The following is a 21,434-nucleotide window of genomic DNA, read 5'->3' on the forward strand; positions in this document are numbered from 1 at the left end:
CTGATAATAAAGCTATCTTTACAAAAACTATAACAAGAAAATGAAAAACAATTTATATCTCTTAATCCTGTTGCTTCCACTTATTATAATTGCATGCACTCCTGGAGCAAAAACAATAGACGAGAGCAACTTTGTCAATGTTAAAGATTCTCAATTCTATTACCAGGGAAAGCCCTATTATTTTGTTGGTACCAATTTATGGTATGGTGCATATCTGGGATCACCTGGAATAACCGGGGATAGAGAAAGATTACTTAGAGAACTCGACAATTTAGCTGCCAACGGAATAACAAATTTGAGAATTTGTGCTGCATCTGAGGAATCAATAATGGAGCGCTCCACAAAACCGGCATTCACAAAATCGCCAGGAGTGTATGATGATGAATTATTGCTCGGTTTGGATTTTCTCCTTGCAGAGATGAGTAAACGTGGGATGCATGCGGTTCTTTTTCTAAATAATTATTGGCAGTGGTCTGGAGGAATGGCACAATACAATTCATGGTTTGGAGGGGGTGAAGTTCCGGATCCTGATGATCCGAATGTAGGTTATGCTCCATTTATGGATTTCTCAGCTCAGTTTTATAAAAACAATGAGGCTAAAAAAGAATTTAAAAAATATGTGAAGATGATTGTCACCCGACGCAATAGTATTACCGGGAAATATTATTTCGAAGATACGGCAATAATGGCTTGGCAATTGGCTAATGAGCCGAGACCAGGCAGAATATTTGACGAAGAAATAGTAAACTATTTTTTTGAATGGGTTGATCAGACTGCGGAATTCATTCATGATCTTGATCCTAATCATTTAGTTACAACAGGAAATGAAGGTCTCCATGGAAGTTTAACGAGCGAAGATATTTTTCTTAAAATGCATTCCAGTAAATATATTGATTACGCAACAGTTCATCTTTGGCCAAAAAACTGGGGGTGGTTTAAAGCTGATCAGATAGAAGAAACATATCCTCAGACTGAAAAAAATGCAATTGAGTATATCGAAAAACATTTTGCGCTCTGCAAAAAATTAAATAAACCATTCACTTTAGAAGAATTTGGAATACCAAGAGATTTTGAAAAATATGAGGCAGGCACTCCAACAACAGCAAGGGATAAATATTTTAAAAACATATTTTCATTCTTATATGATTCAGCGGTTAAAGGTGAACCAATAGCTGGTACAAATTTTTGGGCATGGGGTGGTGAGGGAAGAGGTAAAGATGATTTTATTTGGAAGCCAGGAGACCCCTATACAGGAGATCCCGCTCAAGAACCGCAAGGATTAAATTCAGTTTTTGATTCGGATGAATCCACCCTAAAAATTATTAGAGAGCATTCTCAGCAATTAAGGAATTTGTTAAATGAAAAAAATCTATCAACAAAATGGTAAACAATGAAAATTAAAATCATATTATTCGTTACATTATCAATAATAATATCGGCATGTTCGGCTCAAAATAAGATGATTAACAGTAAAGAATATCAAGCTAATTTAGGAATCAATTTATCCGATTCTTTTGCCACAGAAAATACTGTGAATCTGTATTACAATTTAAAAAAACTGTCGGAACACAAAATAATATTTGGTCATCATGACGCTACCGCATACGGAATTGGATGGCAGGGAGAAGAAAACCGTTCGGATATCAAGGATGTGGTTGGTACTCATCCTGGATTATATGGCTGGGATTTTATGTTTATTCAACCGGATAGAATTGTTGATAAGGATGAAGCTAATATTAGAAAGCTATCAATAGAAGCACATGAAAGAGGAGGAGTAAATACTTTTTGCTGGCATCTGAATAATCCAGCCACAGATAATTCATTTTATGATACAACCATCGTAGTAAGAAAAATCTTACCTGGTGGTGACCTCTACCTTAAATATCTACGAATGCTCGATTACATGGCTGAATTTGCCAATACGATGAAAGATTCTAAAGGAAATTTGATACCAATAATTTTCCGCCCATTCCATGAGTTTGATGGAAGCTGGTTTTGGTGGGGGAAAAGATTTTGCAGCAGGGAAGAGTTTATAGAGTTATGGCAGACAACCGTTACTTATTTGCGAGATAAAAAGGGAGTTCGAAATTTTATTTATGCATTTTCACCTGATAGGATGTTTTTTTCGGAAGCTGAATTTTTAGATAGATACCCTGGTGATGAATATGTTGATATTATTGGTATGGATAATTATTGGGATTTTACGCCAGATGGAGCTGGCTTGGAATGGATTACCAGAAAATTAAAAATTATAACAGAGTTAGCTAACAAAAAAAATAAAGTTGCGGCTTTTACAGAAACCGGGTCAGAAAAAATACCAGATTCTACTTGGTGGACCGATAAATTTTTTAAAGTGATGCAAGATGACAGTGTAAAAATTGCATACGCCATGGTTTGGCGAAACGCACACAAAGGGCATCACTATGCTCCTTTTCCTGGTCATCCTAGCGTTCCAAATTTTGTTGAGTTCTTCAAAAAAGAAAAAATCCTATTTGAAAAACATTTACCCGATTTGTTTACCTCACCACTTCATGAAAATTTTATCGAGGAGATTAAAAAGAAAAAAATGATCGATCTATCTGAATAATAGTCACTATAATAGCGGTTATACTGACCTATTAATTATTCTTTTATTTGTTCAAGCCCTAGCCAAGCAAATTAATTCTATGTTAAAAGCGACAATGAAATAATTGTTTTTATCGAGTCGCATTATCTACTCAAAAACCCATTTATTAATTTCATAACTCTTTATTATTATAATAAAGGGTTCACTTTCCCAGGGTAATAATTACTCACATCTGAATCGTTTTTATAATTCTAATTTTTTGGCATTATTTATGCACATAATGGCAATTATTCCATTATGAAAATTGAACAATAATTTCGTGAATATATGAAACTCCACTTTATCGATATTTTTATCATTATTATCTATCTCGCTTCAACTATATTAATTGGTGCAATCCTTTCAAAGAGAGCTTCAAAGAGTAAAGAAAGTTATTTTTTGGGAGGCAATAAACTTCCCTGGTATATGTTAGGGCTGTCGAACGCATCAGGCATGTTCGATATTTCTGGAACAATGTGGCTTGTTACTTTAGCTTTTGTTTATGGATTAAAAAGTATTTGGATCCCCTGGCTTTGGCCGGTATTTAATCAAATCTTTTTAATGGTATTTCTTTCGGCTTGGCTACGCAGATCAAATGTGACAACCGGAGCTCAATGGATTGAGACTCGCTTTGGTAAAGGTAAAGTGAGTTATCTACCTCATGGAATTGTAGTGGTATTTGCACTTATAAGCGGTCTTGGTTTCTTGGCTTATGGTTTTATTGGTCTTGGCAAATTCATGGAAATCTTTATTCCATGGAATATTGTTAATTCATATCTCAATCTTAATATCCCTCTTGAATATGTACCTCATCTTTATGGCGTTGCTTTTACATTGTTTGCTGTTTTTTATACAGTGCTTGGAGGTATGACAAGTATTGTATGGGCAGATGTGCTTCAATATACAATTATGACTTTCGCTTCAATTGCAATTGCCATAATTGCTTTTAACGCCGTTGGAAGTGAAGGATTAAATGTACCCGACGGATGGATGAACCCATTTTTTGGAAAGAATTTGGGGCTTGATTGGACAAATTATATATCGGATGTAAATTCAAAAATTGCCGCTGATGGATACTCTCTTTTTTCCGCAATGTTTATGATGATGTTATTTAAAGGAGTTCTAATTAGTATCGCGGGTCCGGCACCAAACTATGATATGCAAAAAATTCTCGCAACCAAATCGCCATCTGAAGCGGCAAAAATGAGTGGATTTGTTTCTTTAATATTAATGCCAATCCGTTATTTTATGATTGCAGGATTTGCCGCGCTTGGAATAATATATTACGATCAGCTTCATTTGTATACTGCGGGGGTATTAGATTTTGAACAAATACTTCCATCCACAATAAATCAATTTGTACCTACTGGATTATTGGGTCTGCTTCTCGCAGGATTGCTTGCCGCTTTTATGTCAACATTTGCTGGAACTTTGAATGCAGCTCAGGCTTATGTTACAAATGATATCTACTTAAAATATATTAAACCGGATGCTTCAAAAACTTCAATAAAAACAGCAAATTATTCAGTTGGTATTATTGTGGTTGTTGTTAGTATCCTTCTTGGTATTCAAGCAAAAAACGTTAATCAAGTTTTGCAGTTATTAGTATCGGCCCTTTGGGGAGGATATACTGCCGCTAACATATTGAAATGGTATTGGTGGCGGTTTAATGCTCAAGGATTTTTCTGGGGGATGTTGTCGGGTATTATTGTTGCCGGATTACCTATGATTTTTTCTGGATTACTACCTGCGCTATTCCCTGATTTAGCTGCAGACATAAGAATATTATATTACTTCCCAATAATTGTTGGGATCTCTTTAATTGGCTGTATTGCCGCCACATATCTTACCAAACCAACTGATGAAGCAACACTAAAACAATTCTATAAACAGGTAAAACCGTGGGGATTTTGGAAGCCGATACATGATAAAGTTATAACTGAAAATCCCAGCTTTGAAAAAAATAAAAATTTCAAGAGAGATATGATGAATGTATTAATGGGCACTATTTGGCAAACTTCTCTAGTTGCTTTGCCCATGTTTATTGTGTTTCATCAATTCATGTATGCTGGAATTACAACTATAATTTGTATCGCCTTAAGCATTGTCTTGAAGAAAACCTGGTGGGATAAACTTCATGAGATGGATAAAGATTATATCCCGGTTGAGGAATCTGAATAATTTTAAGGAGTTAGTTGATGTTAAAGGAAGAGTTTCATAAAAAATTAAAAAATTTATTTGATCAACATAGATTTCTGATTGAAAGAAAAAACGAACCGATTGATGCAGATAATGGTGTTTATGTTCGTTTTAAATATCCGATATTAACTGCCCAACACACTCCAATTTTTTGGCGCTACGATTTGAATCATGTCTCAAATCCCTTTTTAATGGAAAGGATAGGCGTTAATTGCGCATTCAACTCGGGAGCTATGATTTTTAATGGAAAAATTGTACTTGCGGTTAGAGTTGAAGGGACTGATAGAAAATCATTTTTCGCAATTGCCGAAAGTGAAAATGGAATTGATAATTTCAAATTTTGGGATTATCCGATAACTTTACCTGAGACTCAAAACCCAGATACAAATGTTTATGATATGCGTCTCGTTCAGCATGAAGATGGATGGATTTACGGATTATTTTGTACCGAAAGGCATGATGATTCTAGACCAGATGATACATCTGCGGCAGTAGCTGCATGTGGAATTGCCCGCACAAAGGATTTAATTAATTGGGAAAGATTGCCCGATCTGATTTCATATTCGGGTCAGCAGAGAAATGTGGTACTTCATCCCGAATTTATTAATGGAAAATATGCTCTATATACCCGTCCACAAGATGGATTTATTGATACGGGAAGCGGCGGAGGAATAGGTTTTGGATACACGGATTCAATGGAAAAAGCTGAAGTTAAAGAAGAAATAATAATGGATAAAAAGGTTTATCATACTATCTATGAAGTAAAAAATGGATTGGGTCCGGCTCCTATAAAAACTGAAAAAGGATGGCTGCAATTAGCACACGGAGTTCGGAATACAGCCGCTGGATTAAGATATGTACTTTATGTTTTTCTCACCGATCTAAAGAATCCGAGTAAAGTTACACATAAACCTGCCGGATTTTTTATAGCTCCCGAGGGAGATGAAAGAGTGGGTGATGTTTCTAATGTAGTCTTTAGCAATGGCTGGATCAAAAAAGAAAACGGTGAAATTTTAATTTACTATGCTTCATCAGATACAAGAATGCATGTTGCATTAACATCCGTAGATAAATTAATTGATTATTGTATTAATTCTCCTGAAGATGGACTTAGGAGCGCAGCAAGCGTTCAAACAAGAAATGAATTAATTAAGAAAAATTTAGAAGTGATGAAATCGCTCAAATTATAAGTTAATTTCATGGTGCCTCAAGAATGCCGGATTGATAACTGTTTGAAAAATCCGGCATTCTTATTTTAAATTAATAATAACTTCAATGAGGTAAGAAATTTAGTTTTAGATAGTTATGGGAATTGAAGAAATGCGTTGCTCCTTCATTACTAAAAACTATCATAGAATAAAAGTTCACAAGCTCTGAGCGGTAGTTCTCCAATGTCCAATAAATTTGTCGAAATCATCTTTTTGATGTTTGAATCTTGGATTAACTGAATACATCTCAAAGTCAGAATCTGTGAGCATTTTTATACAATTCATCATTGCTCTACCGGTATGATATGTACACTTCCACATATGGGAACGGGGCCCAAATTTGAAATGAGGTTCTTTATCAATGCCCCCCTCAAACCAATCGCCATTCTCATAATCCATAATATAGTTTTTAACATATTCCCATTGTTTCAAAAATACTTCAACATAAATATCATTTTCAGGAAAGATTTTTGAGAATATGAGAAGAGCATTTAATGCTTCTGCCTGTGCCCACCAGTTTTTAGTGTCTTTTACTATTGAGCATTTATCTGAACCCGCAAAGTAGTAGCCGCCATCATAAAAGCCGCCTATAGAATTATCAAAACCATTTTCAATTGCATGGTCGAGCATTCTTTTTGCAACTGATAATGTTTTAAAATCATTTTGCAATCCTAATACGTATGACGCTTCAAGCATTAAAAAGGCGGTTTCATAATCATGACCAAAAGATACATGATCCAATCCATAATTCTTTTTTCTGATCTCCTCGGAAGAACCCGCAAATGAAACTGGAGTTAAATCATTCTCAAAAAATAGATGAAGATAACCTTTAGGGTTGGTCATCACATCTCTAATCAAATTCAACAACCTCGTCAATTGTTTCTGAACTTTCTCATCTTTGTGCACATTATAAAGCTCTGTGTATGCCTCAAGAAGATGAATAGATGAATTTTGATCTTTATAACCTACTTCATCTATATCTGATGCATTTGTATCATAACCTTTTCCAAAAATTTCTCCTTCTCGTGTTATAAATTGATGATACCCTCCCAGCTTTTTATCGAAAGTATGTTTTTCTATCCAATCAAAAACTAATAACGCAAAAATTAGTATATCTTTTCTTTTTGTTAATTCATATAAAGATGCCAACGCGTAAACTGAAAAGGCATTTCCGTATGTTCTTTTTTCATCTAAGTAACCTCGAACATCCGAAAGTTCTCCTTCTCTGCTTCTCATCTGGAAAAAACCGCCAAATTCTTCATCCCACATTTTATTCTTCAAAAATTCATAACCGTGGATTGCATAATAAAGATATTTATCATTATCCAAAAAGTTTGCAACTTTTGAAGTGGTCCATATATGTCTTGCCTGCGAAACAATCATTTTCTCCTGATCAGGTTCAATTTTCCAGTCATGTGAAATATTTGTAAAGTACCCGCCGCATTCTTTATCTATAACAAGTGGGTACCACTTTTCAAGAATTTTATGCTGCAAAAATTCCAGCATCTCGCTTGCAATTGCGGTATTATTAGATATTAATCCGGTTTCAGCAACCTTATTCATATTAACCGATCCAAATTTTAGAATATGTAGAACAAATATTGTGCTAATTGGTTTTGTCTAAAATTTCAACGTTTTACTATCTTTAATTTTCAAAAAATGATATACTTTTATTAAAATAATAATTAGTGTATTAAATACATGATTAATATCAGTAAATAAACTATCTTTTTGCGGCATAAAAATAGAAGTGGTTATCTATCATATTACTTGGGAAATCAATGCTCAGATATATTCTTTTCAGCCTAATTATTTTAATTATCACAACAAATGATTCTAAAGCGCAATTCTCAAATTTTATTACAAGAAGCGGGGATAAACTTTTTGATGGTGTGAGTGAATTCCGCTTCATCTCATTTAATATTCCTAACCTATTATTGATTGAAGATAATGTTCCATTTGATGAAATTAATCAGTGGCGTATACCAACAGAGTTTGAGATTAGGGATGCTCTATTAGCAGTAAAACAAATGGGAGGAAAAGTCGCACGCTCATATGTACTTTCGGTGCGAAGAGATGTTGATCATTATAGTTATCCACGACACATTGATAGACCTGGACAGTTTAATGAAGATTTGTTTATTGCGATGGATAAGGCTTTACAGATAGCAAATGAGCTAGGAATAAGATTAATTATTCCTTTGGTTGATAATTGGCATTGGATGGGAGGAGTTACTGAATACGCGGCTTTCAGAGGTAAAAATCGAAGTGACTTTTGGCGTGACGAAGAAATTATTTCTGATTTTAAAACAACAATTAAGTTTACGATCAATCGAATAAATACTTTTACCGGAATTCCTTATAATGAAGATAAAGCAATACTCGCATGGGAAACCGGAAATGAATTAGAACCACATTATGAATGGACTGCAAATATCGCGGAGTACATTAAATCACTGGCCCCAAATCAACTTGTGTTTGACGGCGCATTCCGCGTTATGCCTAAATCAATAGATAACCCCATAATTGATATGATTACTACTCATCATTATTCACCGGGACCTAAAAGTGTTGAAGTAATTATGAAAACACTTGAAATTACAAAAGGAAAGAAACCTTATTTTGTGGGGGAATTTGGTTTTATGCCGGTTGACCAGATGGAGATGGTTTTAGATACAGTGATAAATAATGGTATAACTGGAGCGCTTGGGTGGAGTTTGAGATTCAGAAATCATGATGGTGGATTTTATTACCATACCGAACCGAATGGTGACAATCAACCCTATCGGTGGCCCGGTTTTTCTTCCGGCGATTTTTATAATGAGAGAAAAGTATTAAACCTATTCAAACAAAAGGCAGATAAGATTAATGGCTTCGTTAGTTTAGTCGAAAAGCCAATTAGGCCTGAGTTAATTTCAATTTCACACCCTTCTGAAATTTCTTGGAGAGGAAGTGCCGGAGCGGATTATTATAGTGTTGAGAGAAAAGATGCGATTCAAAATGATTGGGTGGTAATTTTAGATTCGGTTACTGATGCGGATATTGGATACAGGCCCTTATTTTCTGACACAAGCGTTGTAGAGGGAAAGGAATATTTCTATAGAGTAACAGCTATCAATGAAGCGGGGCAATCTATTCCATCCAATGAAATAGGTCCCGTTCATGTAGAGTATTCAGTTATGATTGATGAATTTGAAAATGTTCTTAAGTTGTATGAATATCCAGATTCAGCAAAAATTTTGATAATGAAAGATATTCGTAAGGCTAAAGAAGATAAATCCAGACTGTTACTAAAATCTGATGAATCAATTACATATTTTATTGATGGCAATATTAGTGAGCTTACTTTAGATCTCTTCAAACTGGATGATGATTCATTATTAAATATATATGCCGGTGTTGATCCAAATTCTTTGAAGCCGGTAAGTTTTGAAAAAACCACTTATCAGAATCTATTTAATGATTATGGATTTTTTACCGGTGAACGCTTTGTGGTGAATCAATTTCCTGAAGACGCGAGGTTTATTAAAATTACAGCCGATGAAGATGTTCAACTTTGCAGATCAAAAATAATATATAAACGTAATTGATGAGTATTTCAATTAAATTTGACCAAATTAATTAACGGATAAATAACATGAATAAAATATTTCTCATTATGATTGCGTTATCTCTAAACATTATGGCACAAGAAAAATCAACTCTTACTTTAGCATCAATCTTCGCTGATGAAATGGTATTCCAGCAAAAAACTAATTGTGCCGTGTGGGGAATTTCAGAACCAAATAATGAAATTTTAGTAACGGCTTCATGGGGCGCAAAATCAAAAGTTAAAGCCGATGAAAAGGGAAACTGGATTACTAAAATTAAAACACCAAAAGCAGGAGGTCCTTATACTTTAACTGTTGCCGATAAAAAATCGAAGATTGAATTCAATGATATTTTGATTGGTGAAGTTTGGTTGGCGAGTGGACAATCGAACATGGAAATGCCACTAAGAGGATTCGGCGCTATCGATGTTATAATGAATTCTGAGGAAGAAATAAAGAATGCGAATAATCCTAAAATAAGAATGTTCACAGCTCTAAAAACTACATCCCCCTCACCTCAGTTTAACGTTGTTGGATCATGGCAAAAATTAAATCCAATAACCGCACCCTCGTTTAGTGCAACCGCATATTTTTTCGCAAAAAATCTTTATGAAAAATTAAATATTCCAATTGGAATAATACATTCAAGCTGGGGAGGAACTCCAATTGAATCATGGATTGAAGCAAAATATTTAGCTGATTTTCCTCAGTACCAAAAAACAATTGAATCGTTCGATGGCGCAGAACAAAAGCTTGCAATTTTTTATGAATGGTTATCTCAATTCTCAAAAATGCCGGTAAAAAGAGTTAATGGAGTTGAAGATTGGACTAATCTCGATTTTAATGATTCAAAATGTTCACAACCGCTTTATGATGATTCTAAATGGGGTAAGATGAACTTACCCGGCACATTTGAAAGAAGTGAAATTGGGGAATTTGATGGCGCAGTTTGGTTCCGAAAAAATATTGAAGTACCGGAAGAATTTTTAGGAAAAGATTTGGTTCTAAATCTCGGACCAATTGATGATTGCGATGTTACATTTGTTAATGGTACTAAAGTCGGCGGATTTGAAGAAGATGGACATTATCAATCTGAAAGAACATATACAGTAGCAAAAGAACTAATAAAAAATTCCTCGATTACAATCGCGGTTCGTGTTCTCGATTTTAGAGGTGGCGGCGGAATTTATGGAAGTCCCGATAAGTTAAAAATTTATATTAAAGATGACAGCCAAACTGCTTCCATCTCGTTAGTTGGCGAATGGAAATATCTGCCCGTAGCATTATTTATGAATGATAACTTTTATCTATTTGGTTCGGATGATCAATTATATTTTACCAAACCCAAGATTACATTATCAATCAGTTCGCATAGCGCGACCGCATTATACAATGGAATGATCGCTCCACTTGTACCATTCACAATTAAAGGAGCTATTTGGTATCAAGGGGAATCCAATTGTGGACGAGCTGAAGAATATAAATTATTGAAGACCGCTCTTCTCAAAAATTGGAGAGACAGATTTAATGTTGGTGATTTCCCATTTTACTACGTTCAAATAGCACCCTACAAATATGGGGCTGGAACTAATAGTCAGTTATTACGTGAAGCGCAGTTTTTATCTCTCAAAAATAAAAATACCGGATTGGCAGTTACATTAGATATTGGTGATCCTGGAAATATTCACCCTGCCAATAAACAAGATGTTGGTAAACGACTTGCTCTTTGGGCACTCGCTAAAAATTATGGTAAAAAAATTGTTTATTCGGGTCCTCTTTATAAATCAATGAAAAGTGAGTTTGGAAAAATTACATTAGAGTTTGAGCACCACGCCGGGGGACTGGAATTAAAATTATTGAATGGAGAAAATAATTTTCTTATCGCCGGTGAGGATAGAGTTTTTAAGAAAGCAATAGTTGTTGTTGAGGGGAAAAGGTTAAAGTTATTTAATCAAGAGATTTCGAATCCGGTTGCGGTAAGATATGCTTGGTCAGAAACTGATGAAGCTACATTGTTCAACAAGGCTGGTTTACCTGCCCCAACATTTAGAACTGATGACTGGAAAGATTGAAAAACATTTTAATTGAATTAATGGATCGCTGATTAATCAGATTACTAAGCAAATTATAAATGAGTCTAATTTTCTCAAGTTGAAGTATTAGATACTGAAAGAGAAATCTATCTCAATTAAAAATAATTTTTACTATGACAAAAAATAATTCAATAATAGCAACACTTGTTTTGTCGTGTCCCGATCAAAAAGGATTGGTGGCGAGATTGTCTCAATTCATATTTCAACAACAGGGTAATATTCTCAACCTTGATGAGCATGTTGATAGAGAAGAGAATATGTTTTTTATAAGAATTGAGTTTGATACCGAGGATATGAATCTATCTGCAGACCAATTTGAATTAGCATTTTCTGTCTTAGCTCAGGAAATATCAGCCGATTGGAAAATGCACTACAGTAATAAAAGGCATCGCATTGCGATTCTTGTTTCTAAATATGAGCATTGTATACAGGAATTGTTATGGTTGCAAAGTATTGGTGAATTAAACGCCGAGATTCCGCTCATAATTTCTAATCATAATGACCTCGAATATTTAGCAAAGCAGTACAATATTCCATTTTATCTCTTCCCGGTTGATCAATCAAACAAGCCACAGTTGGAAACTGAAGAGATAAAATTAATAGAGGAAAACAAAGTTGACACAATTGTGCTTGCGCGTTACATGCAAATTCTTTCTCCAGCTTTTGTAAAAAGATTTCCAAATAAAATTATAAACATTCATCATTCGTTTCTTCCGGCGTTTATAGGCGCTAATCCATATAAACAAGCTTATGAAAAGGGAGTCAAAATTATTGGCGCTACAAGTCATTATGTAACCGAAGAATTGGATCAAGGTCCAATTATTGAGCAGGCAGTAGCGAGGATATCACACAAAGATTCATTGAAAACTTTGATTTCAAAAGGGAGAGAACTTGAGAGATCGGTACTTGCCAGAGCAGTAAAATATCATGTGAATAATCAAATCTCAGCAATAGGTAAAAAAACAATAATTTTTGAATAACCGGAAATTCTTACATGAAAAGATTTGTAGTAATTGTATTTCTGTTTTCCTTTATTTCTATCACCGCCCAGCAAAATCAAATTACAAAAATATGGGAGTTAACCCCGGAATATTCTAAAACCGAAAAAGATCATGAGCGCAAAGAATTTGATAATGTTGGTGTTTACCGTTATTCTGATGTAACAATCCCAACTTTAGAATTTGTTAAACCGCAAAAAGCAAATGGGAGCGCTGTTATTGTATGCCCTGGTGGAGGATATTTAAGATTAGCATATCAATTTGAAGGAGAAGCAGTAGCTAAATGGTTTGCCGATAAAGGAATATCCGCTTTTATTCTAAAGTACAGGCTCCCGAATGATAAATTCATGACGAATAAAGAAATTGTTCCTTTGAGTGATGCGCAAAAAGCAATAAAATACCTTCGAGATAATTCTGAAAAATATGGAATAAAGAAAGACAGAATAGGGATAATTGGTTTTTCTGCGGGTGGACATTTAGCCGCAACTGCCTCAACTTTATTTATGAATGAGGTTATCCCTAATGATGAAAAGACAAATCTGCGTCCCGACTTTTCAATTCTTGGCTATCCGGTAATTTCAATGAATGAAGAAATTACACATACCGGATCTCGGAATAATTTGATTGGTGAAAATCCTTCACAAGAAATGATTAGTCGTTTTTCAAATGAATTGAATGTAACCGGCAATACACCACCCACCTTTATTATTCACGCTACCGATGATAAAACTGTAGTTGTAGAGAACAGTTTAAGATATTATGATTCTTGTATGCGCAAGGGTGTTCCGGTAACCTTGCATATCTTTGAAAAAGGAGGGCACGGATTTGCAATGAAGAAAAAAAATCTCGATGAGCAATGGCTGTTTCTTCTTGAAAAATGGCTTATTGAAAGAGAGATTATTGTAACTAATTGAGATATTATGAATAGGGGATGGAAATCAAAAATGAAAAACCATCGCTATCTTCATAATTTTAAAACAATCCTGAAGTGAACTTTGGTAAGTTGTTTCAGTCTAAGAAAAAATGTTAATTATACACTTTTTTATTTTCGTTGAAAGATTTTCAGATTTATTTCTTTTATTTTACTCGGGCGTAAAATGGTGAATTAAATGCGTAAACAGGCTTTTATTATTTGATTCATAAATCAATATTTCGTAGCCGAATTGAATAAATAAATAGATGAGAGAATATCATGAAAAACAAATCTCTGTTGCTTTCCCTTCTTCTTGTAACAATTCTTATTTCGTGTTCAAATAATCAAAAGGAAACTGAAATGATTGAGAAAAAAACATTCGGTAAAATTTCTGATGGTACTGAAACTTTTCTTTATACCCTCAAAAATAAAAATGGAATAATTGCCGAAATAACAAATTATGGAGCGGCGGTTGTTTCACTAACTGCTCCCGATAAAAATGGAGAATTGAAAGATATTGTGCTTGGTTATGACGAGGCAGCCAGTTACGAAAAATGTCAATCTTACTTTGGGGTGATTGTAGGCCGATATGGAAATAGAATTGGTGAGGGAAAATTCACTCTTGATGGAAAAGAGTATCAAGTTTCAGTGAATGATGGAAAAAATAGTCTGCATGGCGGTTTCAAAGGATTTAATAAGAGAGTTTGGAAAGCTGAACCAATAATGGGTGATTCATCACAATCATTAAAATTAACCTACATTAGTGAAGATGGTGAAGAAGGTTACCCGGGTAAAGTTGAAATCTCGGTTACTTATACTTTGAATGATAAAAATGAACTCGCCTTATATTATTCGGCCACTACTGATAAACCTACAATTATGAATCCAACACATCATTCATATTTTAATTTAACTGGAGATTTTACAAAACCGATTTTGGATCACCAATTAATGATTGATGCCGAGACCTATACTCCGGTAGATAATGGATTGATAACAACTGGAGAATTTGCATCCGTTGCAGGTAATCCCATGGATTTTAGAGTGCTAACAAATATCGGTGCGAAGATTAATGATAAATTTGAGCAACTTGTGTTTGGCAAAGGTTACGATCATAATTGGGTAATTAATAATTGGGATGGTTCTGTAAAAAAGGTTGCAGAATTGTATGAACCGGCAAGTGGCAGATTAATGGAAGTAATTAGTGATCAACCTGGGCTTCAATTCTATTCGGGAAATTTTCTAAATGGTTCAGCGGTTGGCAAAGGGGGAGTTGTATATAATTATAGAACAGGTTTGTGCCTCGAAGCCCAGCATCATCCCGATTCTCCAAATAAACCAAATTTCCCAAGTGTTAGATTAAATCCCGGTGAACAATACAAGCAGGTAACCATATATAAATTTTCAGTCAAATAAAAAGTGAGGAATAAATTATGGCAGTTTTAGAAACTCTTGACTGGGTTGTAATAGCCGGCTATTTCGCAATAATCTTGGGATTAGCATGGTGGGTAATAAGAAAACAACAAAAAACCTCAACTGATTATTTTTTAGCGGGCAGACATTTAGGATGGTTTATTGTTGGAGCATCAATATTTGCTTCCAATATAGGATCTGAGCATTTAGTTGGATTAGCAGGTTCGGGAGCAACTGATGGTGTTGCAATGGCTCATTATGAATTGCACGCCTGGTGTTTGTTAGTACTCGGGTGGGTAATGGTTCCATTTTATATGCGTTCAAAAGTATTTACAATGCCTGAGTTTTTAGAAAAAAGATTTAATCCTCAAGCGAGAACTGTATTATCAGCTATTTCTTTGGTTGCATACGTATTAACAAAGATAGCAGTAGGAGTTTTTGCCGGGGGTATAGTTTTTTCAGTTTTATTACCTGAAATTAATTTTATGGGAATGGACAGTTTCTGGATTGGATCAATATTAGTAATTCTAATTACAGGTCTTTATACAATTTTGGGTGGAATGGCTGCAGTTGCTTATACAGAAGCACTTCAAACAATAATTTTAATTATTGGATCAGCCCTTGTAACATATTTTGGATTGGATGCATTAGGCGGTTGGGCACAATTAAAAGATGTTGTTGGTACCGAAATGTTCAATTTATGGAAGCCATTGGTACCTGCCGGAGTTGAAGGCACCTGGGCCCCGGTTAAAGAAGCCGGAAAAATGGCTTGGTATTTCAACGATAATTATCCCTGGATTGGAATGTTGTTCGCCGCTCCAATTATTGGTTTATGGTATTGGACAACCGATCAATATATAGTTCAAAGAGTATTATCTGCTAATGGCGAAACACAAGCAAGAAGAGGTTCTATTGCCGCAGCTTTCTTTAAACTGTTACCGGTCTTTATATTCATCATTCCCGGAATAATTTGTTATGCTCTTGCTGTTAGCGGTAAAATGCCCGCATTGCAATCTCAACTTATTGGCGCAGATGGTCAAATTATTCGTGAAAATGCTCAACAAGCTTTTCCTTTAATGGTAGCACATGTTTTACCGGTTGGAATCAGAGGAATGGTAGTGGCCGGATTATTGGCAGCATTAATGAGCTCGCTTGCCGGTGTATTTAACGCTTGTTCAACTTTATTTACAATCGATTTCTATTCACGATTAAAGCCTAATGTTTCGCAAGAAAAATTAGTTTGGGTTGGACGTGTTGCAACCGCAGTAATGGTTCTAATAGGTTTAGCGTGGCTTCCTGTTATTCAAGGTGGAAAAGGATTGTATGATTATCTCCAGGGTGTTCAGGCTTATTTGGCACCCCCAATCTTCGTTGTATTCTTTGCTGGAATTTTTGACAAACGATTAAATGCTAAAGGCGCACTTGCCGCTCTTTATACCGGATTCGCACTAGGATTAATACGTTTAGCAATTGATACTCCTGTTAAACTAAGCACTGGTTTTGCATATACTCAAGGTTCCTTCCTTTGGATAATTAATAACATTTTCTTTCAGTATTACGGATTACTGATTTTTATTATAAGTCTTGCTGTTATGTACATAGTTAGCTATATGACAGAAGCACCTGATTACGCTAAGTTAAGCGGACTAACCTTCGGAACAAGAACTGAAGAACAAATGAAGAAGACTCGAGAAAGCTGGACTGCTCTTGATGTGTTTACTTCTGCTTTAGTTGTTGTACTTATTCTAATTGCGTATATCTACTTTTCAGGATAATCATTAATTGAAGCGGCTATTTATTTTAGCCGCTTTTCTATTCTAATCAAAGGTGTATAAATGAGCAAATATGCCGTTGGACTTGACTTCGGAACCAATTCATGTCGTGCTTTAATAGTTGATTTATCGGATGGAGGTGAAATTGCATCACATATTTTTCAATATCCATCAGGTGAAATGGGTGTGATTATTGATTCGAATGATCCCAATTTAGCGAGGCAAAATCCCGCCGATTATTTAACCGGAATAGAAACAACCATTACTAATGCGATAATAAAAGCAAAAGAAGTGGTTAAAGATTTTGATCCAACCAATATTATCGGAATAGGTGTTGATACGACAGGCAGTAGTCCAATGCCGGTGGATAAAGATGGAAATGCATTATCCTTCGATGAAAAATACAAAAGCAATAATGCATCTTATGTTTGGTTATGGAAAGACCACACAAGTTATAAAGAAGCAGAGCAGATTACTGAGTTAGCCGGAAAAATTCGTCCTCACTATCTTTCTAAAATCGGAGGAGTTTATTCATCGGAATGGTGGTGGAGTAAAATTCTTCATTGTAAAAATAGCTCTCCCGAAATTTATGATGCGGCTTATAGCTGGGTTGAAATTTGCGATTGGATACCGGCAAATTTAATTGGTGAATTAAATCCTCATAAAATAAAAAGAAGTATTTGTGCTGCTGGTCATAAAGCAATGTTTAATTCATCGTGGGATGGAATGCCCGATGAAGAATTTCTAAATGAACTCTCACCCGGCTTAGGTGAATTGAGGAATAGATTATTCAATTCGGCATTTACATCCGAAAATCTTGCTGGTTATTTATCAAAAGAATGGGCAGAAAAATTAGGTTTATCAACTAATGTTGCGGTTGCGGTAGGAGCGTTTGACGCTCACATGGGCGCTGTGGGTGCCGGAGTAAAAGAGGGTACACTTGTTAAAATTTTAGGCACAAGTACATGCGATGTTATGATTGCGCCATCACATAAAAAATTAAATGATATTCCGGGTGTATGCGGAATTGTAAATGGCTCCGTAATGGATGGTTATTTTGGAATTGAAGCTGGTCAATCAGCTGTTGGAGATATTTTTCTATGGTTCGTGAATAATTTAGTGCCGGAAAGTTATGGCAAAACTCAAGATGAAAAATTTATAAATTTGGAAAAAGCCGCATCTGAATTAAAACCAGGTGAGAGCGGATTGTTAGCTCTCGACTGGAATAACGGTAATAGAACAATTTTGGTTGATGTTCGATTAGCCGGATTAATATTAGGTCAAACCCTTCATACTAAACCACATGAAATTTACCGCGCATTAATTGAAGCGACCGCTTTTGGCGCACTCGCGATTATTGACAGGATTGAAGAGTATGGAGTTAAGATTAATGAAGTTGTAAACTGCGGTGGATTAGCCAGTAAAAATCCAATGTTGATGCAGATTTATGCTGATATCACTAATCGCCCGATGAAAATTTCTCGCAGTGATCAAACCCCTGCTCTCGGTGCCGCTCTATTTTCGGCAATTGCTGCGGGCAAAAAAAATGGCGGATTTGATTCAGTTGAGGAAGCACAAAAAGTAATGACCGGAACAAATAAAGAATTTACACCAATAAATGAAAATCATTTGGTTTATAAAAGATTATATTCTCTCTACCAACAACTTCATGATGCGTTTGGAACAAAGGAATGGAACGGGAATATGTTTAATGTTATGAAGGATTTACTAAATATTCGTGATGAAGTTAGGAGCAGCAAAAATGCTTGAACAACTTAAAGAAGAAGTTCTGCAAGCCAATCTTGATTTAGTAAAACATGGACTTGTAGTATTAACCTGGGGAAACGTAAGTGGGATTGATAGATCGCAAAATTTAATAGTGATAAAACCGAGCGGTGTTGATTACGATAAACTGACTACTGAAAGTATGGTAGTTGTAAATTTTGAAGGTAAAGTAGTTGAAGGGAATAACCGCCCCTCTTCCGATACACCAACACATATTGAAATATATAAGTCGTTTCCCGAAATCGGAGGAATAACACATACTCATAGTAATTTTGCTACAATGTTTTCTCAAGCTTGCAGAGAGATCCCCTGTTACGGAACAACTCACGCCGATCATTTTTATGGAGCAATACCATTGACCCGTTTTTTAACAAAAGAAGAAGTTGAAGCCGCCTATGAGTTAAATACAGGTAAAGTTATTGTTGAAAGATTTGAAAAACTAAATCCGTTAGCTACACCTGGAGTTTTAGTAGCTGGGCACGCTCCATTTGCATTTGGCAAAGACGCATTAACATCAGTACGAAATGCATTTATAATAGAACGTGTAGCCGAAATGGCATATGGTACTTTATTAATAAACCAATCTTCCGGTACTTTTAATTCAGCAATATTGCCTAATTATATTTCTGAAAAACATTATCAGCGGAAGCATGGGCCTAACGCCTACTATGGACAAAAAAATAAATAAATAAATCGGAGTTTAAAAATGCAAAACGTTCCGGAAGTGAGATTAGGTATTGTTGCGGTAAGCCGCGATTGTTTCCCAATTGAATTATCTCGTAAAAGAAGAAAAGCTGTTGTTGCTGAATGTAAAAAAAGGAAAATACCTGTAGTTGAAATTGAAACCATAATTGAAAATGAAAATGACGTTTTAAAAGCGCTTGATGAGCTTGATGAAAAAGATGTAAACGCAATTCATCTTTATCTTGGAAATTTTGGACCTGAAGGGCCAACAACATTATTGGCCGATAGATTTGGCGGTCCTACAATGGTTACCGCCGCGGCAGAAGATTCTGGCAAAGATTTAATTAATGGTCGTGGTGATGCTTATTGCGGCTTGCTTAGTGCCTCATACAATTTTGGGTTGCGCGGGCTTGACCCATATATTCCTGAATACCCAATCGGAGATGCTGAGGATACCGCAAAAATGATTGAAGAATTTATTCCAGTAGCTAGAATAGTTCTCGGAGTGATTAATTTAAAAATATTTTCATTTGGTCCTCGTCCACACGATTTTATTACGTGCCATGCGCCAATTCAACCATTGTATGATTTAGGCGTTGAGATAATGGAAAACAGTGAGCTTGATCTTTATGATATTGTGCAAGCCGAAAAAGATAATCCACAAATTAAAATTGTCGCGAAAGAAATGGCTTCCGAGCTTGGTAAGGGAAATACATATCCAGAATTGCTAGAGAAATTAGCTCAATATGAATTAGCGCTAGAAAAATTTATGAACACAAATCTCGGCGCATCTGAATATGGAGCATTCGCTAATAAATGCTGGCCTGCATTCGAAAAATATTTTGGTCACGTTCCCTGCTATCTTAATTCAAGACTAGCCGCACGTGGAATTCCTGTAGCTTGCGAAGCTGATATTTATGGCGCTTTAAGTGAATATATGTCGGTCTGTGCTACTTTAGTACCTCCTGCAATTCTTGACATCAATAACTCGGTTCCAAAAGATATGTATTTGGAAAGTAAAGCTGAGATCGGTGATTATTCGTTAAGTGATTTATGGATGGGATTTCATTGCGGTAATACTTCTACAGGATGTATTGTGCAGCCGGTGATGCAGCATCAATTGATTATGCACAGATTAATGGAACCCGGTAAGGAACCGGATATAACTCGCGGGACAATTGAAGGACAGATTAAATCGGGACCGATTTCTATTTTTAGAATTCAATCGACCCCAACAGCGGAGATTCAAGCATATGTAGCAAATGGAGAAGTACTAAATATTAATCCTAAATCATTTGGATGTATTGGTGTTTTTGGAATTAAGGAGATGGGACGTTTTTACCGTCATGTACTTTTAGAAAAAAGATTTCCTCACCATACCGCAATAGCATTTAATCACTCAGGTAAAGCACTATTTAGTGCATGCAAAATGCTCGGGGTTGAAGATGTTTACTTCAATAAACCAAAGGGTGTTTATTATAACTCGGAAAACCCATTTTAGGTCAAATGATTGAGATTCCGGATAATGCGAAAGCATTAATATTCGATTGTGACGGAACATTAATAGATTCGATGCCTCTGCATCTTGAAGCTTGGAAAGAGGCATTTAGTTATTTTGATTCACCGTTCGATTATGAACTGGTTTATTCATCGAGAGGGATGAAAGAAAAAGATATAGTTGAGCTTGTTAATAAAAAATATGAATTAAAAATTTCATCTGAAGAGCTGATAAAATACAAACACAATTATTTCATGAAGAATATTGAAATGCTGCAGCCAATTCTTCCGGTTCTTGAAATTGTTCATCAGTATAAAAATAATCTTCCAATGGCGGTTGTAAGCGGCGGTGTAAAGGATATTATCAAAGCTGAATTGGATCACCTTAATATCAAGGAACTTTTCGAAATTATTTTAACAGCGGATGATCCTTTTAAAGCCAAGCCCAATCCGGATCTGTTTTATCACGCGGCAAAGGCATTAAATGTTGATGCTCGGGATTGTGTAGTTTTTGAGGATGGTGATTTGGGCATCGAAGCCGCAGTTAATGCGGGAATGATGATAATTGATGTGAGAAAATATAGTTAATGACTTAATAGTTTTGAAGATAATAATAATTTAATGGAGAGGTAACTTGAGAAAGCTATCGATAATTTTAGCCGCAATAATACTTTTTT

At 35.4% G+C, this 21,434-nt stretch carries 15 protein-coding genes; 14 read left to right on the forward strand and 1 reads right to left on the reverse strand.

Annotated features, from left to right (window positions below; translation table 11 throughout):
* Positions 1–40 precede the first annotated feature (40 nt).
* The 4 genes from KF816_04190 to KF816_04205 all read left to right on the forward strand — a co-directional run bounded on the left by KF816_04190 (position 41) and on the right by KF816_04205 (position 5,994).
* Positions 41–1,387: a mannanase gene (locus KF816_04190; protein MBX3007211.1), complete on the forward strand. Its 1,347-nt coding sequence runs from the start codon at positions 41–43 to the stop codon at positions 1,385–1,387.
* 3 nt (positions 1,388–1,390) lie between these two features.
* Complete coding sequence (locus tag KF816_04195; protein MBX3007212.1) at positions 1,391–2,587, forward strand: beta-mannosidase; 1,197 nt, start codon at positions 1,391–1,393, stop codon at positions 2,585–2,587.
* A 327-nt stretch (positions 2,588–2,914) separates the two neighbouring features.
* Positions 2,915–4,786 (forward strand): Na+:solute symporter, encoded by a 1,872-nt coding sequence (locus KF816_04200; protein MBX3007213.1) that lies wholly within the window; start codon positions 2,915–2,917, stop codon positions 4,784–4,786.
* A gap of 17 nt (positions 4,787–4,803) precedes the next feature.
* Positions 4,804–5,994, forward strand: coding sequence for a glycosidase (locus KF816_04205; GenBank protein ID MBX3007214.1), 1,191 nt, complete (start codon positions 4,804–4,806; stop codon positions 5,992–5,994).
* 174 nt (positions 5,995–6,168) lie between these two features.
* Here the strand turns inward: KF816_04205 and KF816_04210 are convergent, their stop codons facing one another.
* Positions 6,169–7,575: an AGE family epimerase/isomerase gene (locus tag KF816_04210; protein MBX3007215.1), complete on the reverse strand. Its 1,407-nt coding sequence runs from the start codon at positions 7,573–7,575 to the stop codon at positions 6,169–6,171.
* A gap of 218 nt (positions 7,576–7,793) precedes the next feature.
* Between KF816_04210 and KF816_04215 the strand changes: the two genes are divergently transcribed.
* The 10 genes from KF816_04215 (at position 7,794) to KF816_04260 (ending at position 21,345) form a co-directional block, all read left to right on the forward strand.
* A complete protein-coding gene (locus tag KF816_04215) occupies positions 7,794–9,602 on the forward strand; it encodes a hypothetical protein (GenBank protein MBX3007216.1) in 1,809 nt (602 codons plus the stop codon).
* 47 nt (positions 9,603–9,649) lie between these two features.
* Positions 9,650–11,674 carry a glycosyl hydrolase family 2 gene (locus KF816_04220; GenBank protein MBX3007217.1) on the forward strand — a complete coding sequence of 675 codons (2,025 nt, stop codon included), beginning with the start codon at positions 9,650–9,652 and terminating at the stop codon, positions 11,672–11,674.
* A 134-nt stretch (positions 11,675–11,808) separates the two neighbouring features.
* A complete protein-coding gene (gene purU / locus KF816_04225) occupies positions 11,809–12,675 on the forward strand; it encodes a formyltetrahydrofolate deformylase (GenBank protein MBX3007218.1) in 867 nt (288 codons plus the stop codon).
* A gap of 14 nt (positions 12,676–12,689) precedes the next feature.
* Positions 12,690–13,607: an alpha/beta hydrolase gene (locus KF816_04230; protein MBX3007219.1), complete on the forward strand. Its 918-nt coding sequence runs from the start codon at positions 12,690–12,692 to the stop codon at positions 13,605–13,607.
* Positions 13,608–13,966: 359 nt separating this feature from the next.
* Complete coding sequence (locus KF816_04235; protein MBX3007220.1) at positions 13,967–15,022, forward strand: galactose mutarotase; 1,056 nt, start codon at positions 13,967–13,969, stop codon at positions 15,020–15,022.
* 17 nt (positions 15,023–15,039) lie between these two features.
* Positions 15,040–16,794 carry a sodium:solute symporter gene (locus KF816_04240; protein ID MBX3007221.1) on the forward strand — a complete coding sequence of 585 codons (1,755 nt, stop codon included), beginning with the start codon at positions 15,040–15,042 and terminating at the stop codon, positions 16,792–16,794.
* A gap of 60 nt (positions 16,795–16,854) precedes the next feature.
* Positions 16,855–18,561 (forward strand): ribulokinase, encoded by a 1,707-nt coding sequence (locus KF816_04245; protein ID MBX3007222.1) that lies wholly within the window; start codon positions 16,855–16,857, stop codon positions 18,559–18,561.
* Positions 18,554–19,264 carry an L-ribulose-5-phosphate 4-epimerase gene (locus KF816_04250; GenBank protein ID MBX3007223.1) on the forward strand — a complete coding sequence of 237 codons (711 nt, stop codon included), beginning with the start codon at positions 18,554–18,556 and terminating at the stop codon, positions 19,262–19,264. The genes KF816_04245 and KF816_04250 overlap by 8 nt, the downstream gene beginning before the upstream one ends.
* 18 nt (positions 19,265–19,282) lie before the next feature.
* Positions 19,283–20,761 (forward strand): hypothetical protein, encoded by a 1,479-nt coding sequence (locus KF816_04255; GenBank protein ID MBX3007224.1) that lies wholly within the window; start codon positions 19,283–19,285, stop codon positions 20,759–20,761.
* A gap of 5 nt (positions 20,762–20,766) precedes the next feature.
* Positions 20,767–21,345 (forward strand): HAD family phosphatase, encoded by a 579-nt coding sequence (locus KF816_04260; GenBank protein ID MBX3007225.1) that lies wholly within the window; start codon positions 20,767–20,769, stop codon positions 21,343–21,345.
* Positions 21,346–21,434 lie beyond the last annotated feature (89 nt).

Source organism: Melioribacteraceae bacterium (assembly GCA_019638015.1).
GTDB lineage: Bacteria > Bacteroidota > Ignavibacteria > Ignavibacteriales > Melioribacteraceae > JAHBUP01.